The organism is Roseibium aggregatum, assembly GCF_014692675.1.
Classification (GTDB): Bacteria; Pseudomonadota; Alphaproteobacteria; order Rhizobiales; family Stappiaceae; genus Roseibium; species Roseibium aggregatum_C.
Window position 1 is genome coordinate 24,345 of the sequence record NZ_JABFCZ010000037.1, and the last position, 9,197, is coordinate 33,541.

Annotated in this window: 7 protein-coding genes and 1 CRISPR repeat array; all 7 genes read right to left on the bottom strand. The window is 63.5% G+C overall.

What is annotated here, in order from left to right:
* The first annotated feature begins 153 nt into the window (after positions 1 to 153).
* Positions 154 to 1,231: direct repeats of the CRISPR family, unit length 31 nt; unit sequence GTTTCGACCCACGCCCCCGTGAAGGGGCGAC.
* 193 nt (positions 1,232 to 1,424) lie between these two features.
* The 7 genes from cas2 to cas3 are packed head-to-tail and all read right to left on the bottom strand — an operon-like array spanning position 1,425 to position 9,061.
* A complete protein-coding gene (cas2, locus tag HK439_RS24380) occupies positions 1,425 to 1,715 on the bottom strand; it encodes a CRISPR-associated endonuclease Cas2 (protein WP_190294102.1) in 291 nt (96 codons plus the stop codon).
* Positions 1,716 to 1,725: 10 nt separating this feature from the next.
* Complete coding sequence (gene cas1c / locus HK439_RS24385) at positions 1,726 to 2,760, bottom strand: type I-C CRISPR-associated endonuclease Cas1c (protein WP_190294103.1); 1,035 nt, start codon at positions 2,758 to 2,760, stop codon at positions 1,726 to 1,728.
* A complete protein-coding gene (gene cas4 / locus HK439_RS24390; RefSeq protein ID WP_190294104.1) occupies positions 2,757 to 3,434 on the bottom strand; it encodes a CRISPR-associated protein Cas4 in 678 nt (225 codons plus the stop codon). The genes cas1c and cas4 overlap by 4 nt, the downstream gene beginning before the upstream one ends.
* Positions 3,435 to 3,437: 3 nt before the next feature.
* Positions 3,438 to 4,391 carry a type I-C CRISPR-associated protein Cas7/Csd2 gene (gene cas7c, locus HK439_RS24395; RefSeq protein WP_190294105.1) on the bottom strand — a complete coding sequence of 318 codons (954 nt, stop codon included), beginning with the start codon at positions 4,389 to 4,391 and terminating at the stop codon, positions 3,438 to 3,440.
* Positions 4,388 to 6,157 (bottom strand): type I-C CRISPR-associated protein Cas8c/Csd1, encoded by a 1,770-nt coding sequence (gene cas8c, locus HK439_RS24400; protein ID WP_190294106.1) that lies wholly within the window; start codon positions 6,155 to 6,157, stop codon positions 4,388 to 4,390. Before cas8c ends, cas7c begins: the two co-directional genes overlap by 4 nt.
* On the bottom strand, positions 6,154 to 6,852 hold the full coding sequence (cas5c, locus tag HK439_RS24405; RefSeq protein ID WP_190294107.1) for a type I-C CRISPR-associated protein Cas5c: 699 nt from the start codon (positions 6,850 to 6,852) through the stop codon (positions 6,154 to 6,156). Before cas5c ends, cas8c begins: the two co-directional genes overlap by 4 nt.
* A gap of 28 nt (positions 6,853 to 6,880) precedes the next feature.
* Positions 6,881 to 9,061, bottom strand: coding sequence for a CRISPR-associated helicase Cas3' (gene cas3, locus HK439_RS24410; protein ID WP_235988094.1), 2,181 nt, complete (start codon positions 9,059 to 9,061; stop codon positions 6,881 to 6,883).
* Positions 9,062 to 9,197: the final 136 nt, after the last annotated feature.

Here is a 9,197-nt window from a genome sequence, read left to right on the forward strand (position 1 = left end):
TATCGCGATCTCAAGACGCAGCGAAGTTACGTCCCCGCTGCGGGGGCAACGCTGTGTTCTTGCCAATCGCCCCGACTCCGCAGTTGTTTCGATCCACGCCCCCGCGCGAGGGGGCGACAGATTTTGATCTTCGGTTCTGACGCGGGCGTATCCGTTTCGATCCACGCCCCGGTGAGGGGGCGACCCCTGGCGCATTGGCATTGCGAAAGCCCTTAGCCCCGTTTCGATCCGCGCCCCCGCGAAGGGGCGACGCCCTGTTGCGGATGGGATACCGACATCCCGGGTTGTTTCGACCCACGCCCCCGTGAAGGGGCGACATATCGCCGGCGGCTGCGAGGCCCTGACGTGGTGGTTTCGACCCACGCCCCCGTGAAGGGGCGACCAGGGCAAAAACCACCCCTATAGACGGTAAATTGGGTTTCGACCCACGCCCCCGTGAAGGGGCGACGCGGCGATCTTCCGCGCTCAGCTCGCCGAAATAGTTTCGACCCACGCCCCCGTGAAGGGGCGACTACGTCCCGTTCAAGCTCTGGCCCAAGCAAGAGGTTTCGACCCACGCCCCCGTGAAGGGGCGACGCTAAGCAGCGCTTACCACAGATACGAGATATTGTTTCGACCCACGCCCCCGTGAAGGGGCGACGATGGTGTGACGAGCTGGCGGCGTGGAAGTATCTGGTTTCGACCCACGCCCCCGTGAAGGGGCGACCCTCCAGCACTTGCTGCACGGGAGCCACAGGCAGCGTTTCGACCCACGCCCCCGTGAAGGGGCGACCTGGCGGGCGGCCTTACCGCTGCCCGTCCTTTTTGGTTTCGACCCACGCCCCCGTGAAGGGGCGACTCCGTCACCGGAGCGGATACCTATTGGGGAAACCGTTTCGACCCACGCCCCCGTGAAGGGGCGACGCATTGCAGATGCTCTTGAAGAGCTTGCTAAGGAGTTTCGACCCACGCCCCCGTGAAGGGGCGACCAACGCAGGCCGGACATTCGTCCTCGGCGGAAATGTGTTTCGACCCACGCCCCCGTGAAGGGGCGACCGCACTCGAATATCGCCTTCATGGTGCAGTGGCTGTTTCGACCCACGCCCCCGTGAAGGGGCGACCGCGCCGATATGCGCGATCAGTTCGACGCCATCGGGTTTCGACCCACGCCCCCGTGAAGGGGCGACACCGCGACATTCACGATTGCAGGATGGGGAACGGGTTTCGACCCACGCCCCCGTGAAGGGGCGACTGTATGGACGCTATCCTGTTGCGGGGGTTGAGAAAAGGCCGACGGCAGCGCGAACCGGATGCGACAAGGCCGTTTCTCGATCTCTCCAGGATCGACGTCCGGAAAAAGCTCTTGAATTTCAAAGATCCGGCCGTCGCGCGAACCGGCCGGGGTTTTCCGGCACGCTTGGGGTTCGCGCAAACGCCGCCGCAGTTCAGACGATCAGCGTGCCGCCAAGGTCCGTCGCGGGCTTGGCCCCCACATGCTCCACCTTGCGCCGCCAGTTCGACCCGAGATGGTAATAGCGCAGGCTGTCGTGATCCGGATCGATCACGCGTTCCAGCCGCGCCTTCAGTTTTGCCCATTGCGCCGGGTCCACCTCGATCTCGAAGACGGAATATTGCACCCGTTGTCCATAGTCGCGGCAGGCCTTGGCAACCGCCCGCAAACGGCGGGCTCCGTCCCCCTCAGAGGTGCGTACATCGTATGTCACGAGCACCAGCATACCGCTTCTCCTATTTCCAGAACCAGGGTGGATAGGCGTCCATGTCCCCGCGCAGGTGCCCGGCCAGCATCTGCGCCTGCAGGAAGGGCACCAGGCCGAGCTGCGCCTTTTCGCCCAGAAACGCATGCTGGCGTTCTTCCCTTTTGCGCTCCTGCCAGGCGGTCAGGACCGTCTTGCGCGCCTCGTCCGACAGGAACACCGCTCCCCCGTCCCGCGGCTCGAAGTCGGATGCCCTGATCTGGCGTCTGTTGACCAGGGACAGAGCCAACCGGTCTGCCAGAACGGGCCTGAGTTCTTCCATCAGATCCAGGGCGAGGCTGGGGCGTCCCGGCCGGTCCCGATGCAAAAAGCCGACCGCGGGATCGAGCCCCACGCTCTCGCAGGCGGAGCGGCAATCATGGGTCAGCAAGGTATAAAGAAAGGACAGGAGCGCGTTCATCGGGTCCAGCGGCGGCCGGCGGCTACGCCCCCGCCAGCAGATCTCCGCATCCGGCGAACGAATCAGATGATCGAAGACGGAGAAGTAGAGATTGGCCGCCTCGCCTTCCGACCCTCTCATCTGCTCGAGTGTTTCATCCCGGGCCTCCGCCCTCCGGGCAATGGCGGCCATGCGCTCCGCCGCTTTGCGAACATCGGCCAGAACCGGTTCCGCGAACTCCGTCCGGTAATCGCGGAGCGCGCGCAGGAGAACCGATCTCTGATTAGCGATCTTGGCCGTCACGATCGAACGGACGATTTCCTCCGGCCGGTCCGATGCCCGGTATTGCGCCCGGCGCAAAAGCACATTCCCGGAAACCGGCCCCTCCACCCTGGCGAGAAAACGGCCGTTGCGTTCCAGAAACACAAGCGTGATGCCTCCGCCGGCACAGGCGCCCATCAAGGCCGGCGAGATGTAAACCGCCCCAAAAACGACGACCGAGGCCAGCATGTGAAAGGGCACCCGTGCCCTTTCCTCCCCGTCCACTTCCGCAACCAGGTTCTCGCCGTCCTTGCGTAAGGAGGCGCCCTCCGTGGTGATATAGACGGTGTTGAGCAGCTTCTTCATGGCGCCTCCTCCTTCAAGAGGCCGGTCAGCATGCGCCTTCGCCAGGTTTTTACCGGCCGGGACACCGTTTCCGGACGGCAGAGTTCCTTGAGCGAACAGGCCCGACAGCGGGACGTGTGCAACGTCGGCCCCGGGGTCTGCCGGGACCGGAACACGTCGGCGAGCGCCGCCGCCGTTTCCTCGGTCAATTGCCTGAGATCGGCGTCGAAGGGTACCCTCACCCGACGGCGGGTCTCGGCATAGAACAGCGCCCCTTCGGGCACGCGTATGCCGGTCATCTCCTCAAGACACAGGCCTTGCGCACAAAGCTGCACCTCGTCCGCCCGGTGCAGCTTCGGCTTGCCGCGCTTGTATTCCACCGGACAGGGCGTCGGGTCATCCGGTTCGCCCGGAAACTCGACCACATCCGCGACCCCGGCAAGATTGAGCCGTTTCGAGGCAAGCGGCAGGGCCATGACCCGGCGTACACCCCGCGCCTTGCGGCCGCCGCCCTTGTCGGCCACCGCATGCAGCACTTCGCCTTCGGCGGTAAAACGGTTGTCCGCCCAAAGCCGCTCCAGATGGATCAGCGCCGCCTGACGCAGGCAGTAGACCGCATGCTGAAGAGCGGAGAGGGGAATGGGCTCCCCTCCTGCCTCTTCCGGGTCGCCCTCCTCATGGCTGCCGGGGACCACGGCTCAGACCTTCTCGATGATCTCGACCCCTTCGGGACTGTTGGCCCGGTCGATTTCAACAATGTAGTCGGAGAATTTGCGGGCAGGAGGCTCGTTGCCGATCCGCTTGTCGTCAACCGGGCGGAATTCCCCGTCGATATTGCGGCCGATCCGAACCAGATCGAACAGTTGGTGGGCCGGCGCATTGCCCAGGGCGTTGGCATGCTTGAACACGATCAGCTTCCGGGAGGCCATTTCACCGCGCGCCGCGGCCCGGTCATGCTCGAACATGTTGCCCAATGCCTGCCAGAGAAGCTCCAGGTCCGCCTCGGAAAACCCAGTGCGCTCCGCGAATTTGGCGGAGATGAAGCCATGGGCGACATAAAGGCCGTAGGGTACGATGTGCTTGCGTCCCATGGTCCGGTTGTCCGTGCGCTCGTTGCTATCGTCGCCTTCCGCCTTCTGCTTCTTTTCCGCCTCGTTCGTCGCGGCCATGCGGGTGATGGAGATTTCCAGCGGCAGGATCGGCTCGACGGAACTGGCAAAGGTCAACTGCACCGGCCCTTTGACCTGGCCGCAGTTGATCCCGGTCGACATGACCGCGCCGAAGGTGCGCACATCGAAGAAATTCATGCACATGAAGTCGCGCAGCTTCACGGCCTCCTCGTCGTCCTTCGGGTTCAGTTTGGCCGCCTTGTCCAGCTTGGCATCGTCCGGGTGCAGCGCCTTATAGGCCTGACGGTGCTTTTCGTTCAGGATCGCGCCTTCCTCCACATAGATGTGGAAGCCGTCCTCGCCTCCTTTGGCAAGTTCCACAAAGTTGCGGATCTTGCGCTTCAGGCTCACATCGGAGACCAGCCCCTTGTTGGTCTCCGGATCGAGACGCGGCAAATTACCCGCGTCCGGGTCCCCGTTCGGGTTGCCGTTGGTCACCTCGAAGACGAGAATAAAATCATAACGATTGGAAATTGCGGTCATTGACTGGCCTCCCCGGCATCCGCCGTGTCATTGGATTTCTTGAAGAATTCGTTGCGCTGGTGATAGTAGCCAAGCCCGAACAGGGCCTGCTCCGCAGCCGAAAGCGAGGCCGGAAACGGATCGCCATCCGGTCGCATCCTGTCCATTATGGATGCAATTAGCTTTTCCAGGTTTACCCGGCGGCCCGGAGACTGCTTTCCCACCTTGGACAGATGGTTCACCGACCCGCTGTCCAGCAAGGCGAAAACCTTGCGGGGCTGGGCGGAGGCGGCTCCGTAGAACTTGTCCTTGATGGTCGCGTTGACCTTGGTTCCCAACGCTGCGGTTTGGGCATTTTCATAGGCCGCGAACAGGCGGCCCAGAAGATAGCCTCGATTGTCAAAGTCCGGGTCCAGTGCCACAGGAGCCTCCCAATTGAAATTTCGGACAAGAATGGCTTTCAAAATGCCGGCGCGCAGCGCGTTGACCTCACCGTCGGCGCGGATGCGCGTCAGCACGGCGGACATCAGCGACAGCGGATAGCGTGTTCCGGAGAGGATCGAGCGCATCCACTCGCCCGCAAGATTGGGCGGAACGTTCTCGCTCTTTCCCAGAACGGCGGTCTCGCGCAGATAGCGCCAAAGCGGCGGATAGCCGTCGCGGGGCGGCGGTTGGATACGCATATCCTCGATGAACTTCTGATAGTGGCGAGTCAGTTCTCCGAAGCTGTCCTCGAAATAAAAACGCACCGACAACCGGGCCGCGTTGGGCGCAAGGCCGAGGACGAAAAACCGGATATTCTCGTCCAGTCCGGGTCCCAGGTCCCGCAGATGCTCGCCCTTGCGGATGCGCTCCAGCAGAATGCCGATATCCTTGACGGCACCCGCCTCTTCCGCCGTCGGGTCGACGTCGAAATATCCGGCGAACAGCCGCTCCGCCCAATCCTCCGCTTGAGGCTCCGACGCCTCCAGATCCGAGGCGTCGGCCCAGAAGACGGTGGAGGCATCACCGATCTGCAGACGGTGGCCGCTGCCTTTTTCCAGAAAGCGGTTGAGGGCCGTGGTGTATTTGAAGGCGGCAGCTTCCGAGACCGGCGCATTCTCTCCCTGATCGTGACCATAGGAGGTGAACGCATCGAGATTGAAGGAAACGAGTGCCGCGCCGGACGACTGGGCGCCCCAAACCCCCTTGATCGACGGGTGGAGCCGCGCCACCGGCCCGGCCTCTCCCGATACAAGGCAGATCTGCCCCGCCCCTTCCCCGGCCTTTCCCGAAGCACTCCAAAGGGTCCTAGCCGCCGGGCGGTCATGGAGATAGACGTTGCGCAACCGCTCGCTTTCCAGGGCGAAGATGACGTTCTGATCCTTCATCTCCTCCGGCCATTCCAGCGCGGTAAATTGCTCCGGCGCCCAGGCCTTGAGGAACCGCAACAGCGCCTTGATGCCTGGGTCCTCCGTTTCCGCCAGCAGCGTCTCGTGATGCTCGACAAAGGCCGCATGCTCCGCCGCCGTGCGTTTTCCCTCTCCCGCCGTCACGCCAAGCACATAGGACGTCTTGTCCCAGAAGGTGTTGGGCGCAATCCCCGCCGTGCGCTTGACCGGCTGAGGCACCAGCATCGGCCTCGGTTGGGGCTTCTTCCCCATTGTGTCGCGCAGGTCGATCACATGGGCCACCGAACCGTCTTCGTTCAGGGAGATGCAGAAGCCGATCTTCTCGGAGGAAAAGCCAAACGGCGGAGCGTCGGGCAGGCGGTCGTAGGCCCGGGCAAGGGACGACAGAACGCTCATCGCAGCACCTCCGGGGAGCCGGGCGGCGGAACCCGGACGACACCGTCCTCAAGCCGCGCCCGGAAAAACAGGGACGGCCGCCCCGGCGCCTCATGGTCGATGTCCCAGAGCATGAAGCCCAGATCGCGGGGCAGGCCGAAGCCGAGATCCGGCGTTTTGTCCCTCTCCTCGCACTCCGGCAACGGCCCGTCGGGCGGGATCAACTCGAAATGGGCCGCGAACTCCCGCGTGCCCAGGCAGGGCTGGTGAAAGCATTGCCCCCGCCCCGCCCGGCGGTTGAAGATGTCGAGATGCTTGCCCTCGTTGTCGTCAGAGCCGACTTTCTTCGTCAATTCGAAGTGGGCTTCGATCACGTAGGCCGGCTTGACCAGAACCGTGGCGGCCCGCTGCTGCCGGTCCTCGTCCACCAGCACCTGCAGCCCGGCCAGATTGCCGCGCTTCATCGCGCTTTTGATCTTGCCCGCCGGCGCCTTTTGGCCAACCTCGTTGCGGCGGATGGACTGAAACCGGATCGGCTCCAGAACGTGGATGGCATCGATCACCCAGCGGATCGCCGGCTTCCAGTGAATCGCCTCCAGAATGCCCCGCGCCGCCGAGGGCGTCATGACATCGTAGGAGACCCGCTCCACCTTCATTTCCGGCCGGGTGAAACAGCCATGGTTTCCCCAGACTTTCAGACGGATTCCGTATGACAAACACACCTCCTCAGCCCCACCCGGGCCGTCAAATCATCCATTGCTCTGCTGCCAAATAGTCCGCGTCTTCCCACCTCAGCCCCACATCCGCGTGGTAGAGGCCGTCGTCCTTCAGCACGCAGAACTGATCGCCCCGCAGCTTTGGTGCCGCGAATTCCGCCTTGCCGTTTTCCAAAAGCCGCGCCCGCGCCCTGGGCGGAACCTGCACCACATAGGGCTGCAAGGTCCGGGCAAGTGCGCCGGAAGGCTTCTCCGGCACGCCGAGCAGGCGGATCGCGTCGGCCGCATCGTCGTTTAAGCCGACGATCACCGGCACCATGCCGCTTTCGATCATGCGGAATTTCTCCGCCGCCGTCCGGAAGGCGAAATCCGTGGTGCCCCGGCGCAGGCTGACGGAGAAGTCCTTGAGGATTTGCCGGACATCCAGGCCAGTGTCCCCCAGCCGCCAATAGACCTCGCCGAAGTAAGCCTCGATGGCGGCAAGCGATTGGAGATCCTCCGAATGCTCTTTGAGAATCCGGTCCATATCCCCCGTCAGGCTCTTGATTTCCCGCGGCGGCGGATAATCGGGGGCCGAAAACACCGTGACGATGCTGTCCTCCGGCGACTTTCGTCCTTCCCGGTTGCAGCGCCCGGCCGCCTGGACGATCTGATCCAGCCCGGCCTCCGCCCGCCAGACCTTCGGAAAATCGACATCGACACCCGCCTCGATCAGGCTGGTGGCAATCACCCGGCACGGTTCCTTGTGTGTCAGCCGGCCGCGAACCTCATCGAGAATGGCCCGCCTGTGCGCCGCGTATTGCCGGGTGGTCAGATGGATCAGCCCGCCAAGACCTGCCTGCTCCGCCTCCTGAAACAGGTCCAGCGCATGCTTGCGGCTGTTGACGATGACAAGCGCCTCGTCCTCGCCCGCCAGCGCCTCGATCAGATCCGTGTTGCTCCTGTCCCCGGTCATGCGGATGGTGGCGCGGCGCAAGTGGCGCGCCAGCCCATGGGGGTCAGGCGCCAGTTCCCGCCCCGCCAGCGGCAGGCCACCTTCCAACCGGTCCTCGCCGAGCGCGGGCTGGGTCGCCGTGCACAGCAAGATGGTGCAGCCATAGACCCTTGCCAGCTCATCGAGCATGCGGATTGCCGGCCTGAGCAGCGGCCGGGGGATCGTCTGCGCTTCATCCAGGATGATGACGCTGCCGGCGATGTTGTGCAGCTTCCTGGCTCTTGAGGATTTGGCGGCGAACAGGCTTTCGAAGAACTGAACATTGGTGGTCACGACCACGGGTGCCGCCCAGTCCTCCATCGCCAGCTTTAGCTTGTCCGCCTGCTGCCGATCCTGCCTTTGCCCCTTTTGCCACTTTTCCTCATCGATGGCCGAATGATGCTCCAGCACATGGGCCTCGCCCAGAACATCGCGAAAAATCGCCGCCGTCTGGTCGATGATGGAGGTGAAGGGGATCACGTAGATGATCCGCCGGTGACCATGCAGCCGGGCATGGTCCAGCGCGAAGCCGAGGGAGGCCAGTGTCTTGCCGCCGCCGGTGGGCACGGTCAGGGTGAAAAGCCCCTGCGCCTGCGAAGCCTTCGCCCTAACATGATCGAGAATATCGGCCCGCAGCCGGTTGACCGGCTTTGTGAGGTCCCGCTTTTCCGCCATGAAGGCGTCGTACCCGGCAAGCAGTTCCGGCAGCAGATCCTGCAGCGCGGGCCAGGCCCGGTCCTTCTCCCGGCCCTCCACGCCGTCATAATAGGCTTCAGTATCCTTGAAATCCGCGTCCACGAGGCAGGAAAAGACCATGCGTGTCAGGACCGAGAAGGAAAAATCCGGATCGTCCCGGCGAAAGGTCCTGAGAAGGTCCGGCGCAAGACCGGCCGTCTCCGCTTCGGACAGCTCGCCCAACTCCTCCTTCCAGACCTGATCGAGCGCGGGCAGATCCAATTCAAGCCGCCGGTCGAGGCAGGCGGCCGTCTCGTTCTTGCGGTCCGGCAGGCCGGCATGGTGGCCCGCGATGCAATAAGCCACCAGCTCCAGCATAATCCCTGCCAACGGAGACAGACCGGCCCCGCGGGTCATCATCTCTACCGCCCCGGCGGTCGAGTGATCCACCCGAATTTCCGCTCCGGTCAACCGGCGCTGGAAGGGGAGCGAATACTTACCAAGGTCGTGATAGAGGCCGGCCAGATAGGCGATCTGCTCCAGCCGCAGCGGTTTTCCCAATTCGCTGGCTGACCTGAGACCCCATAACTCCTCCAGTTTTGTGTAGAGTCCGTTCCAATTAGGAGACGGACGGAATGAAGCGATCCAGGTTCACAGAAGAACAGATCATCGGCATTTTGCGGGAGCAGGAGAGCGG

Coding starts and splice junctions, on each gene's coding strand:
- cas2 (WP_190294102.1), bottom strand. CDS start 1,715: ATGCTGGTGCTCGTGACATACGATGTACGCACCTCTGAGGGGGACGGA.
- cas1c (WP_190294103.1), bottom strand. CDS start 2,760: ATGAAGAAGCTGCTCAACACCGTCTATATCACCACGGAGGGCGCCTCC.
- cas7c (WP_190294105.1), bottom strand. CDS start 4,391: ATGACCGCAATTTCCAATCGTTATGATTTTATTCTCGTCTTCGAGGTG.
- cas8c (WP_190294106.1), bottom strand. CDS start 6,157: ATGAGCGTTCTGTCGTCCCTTGCCCGGGCCTACGACCGCCTGCCCGAC.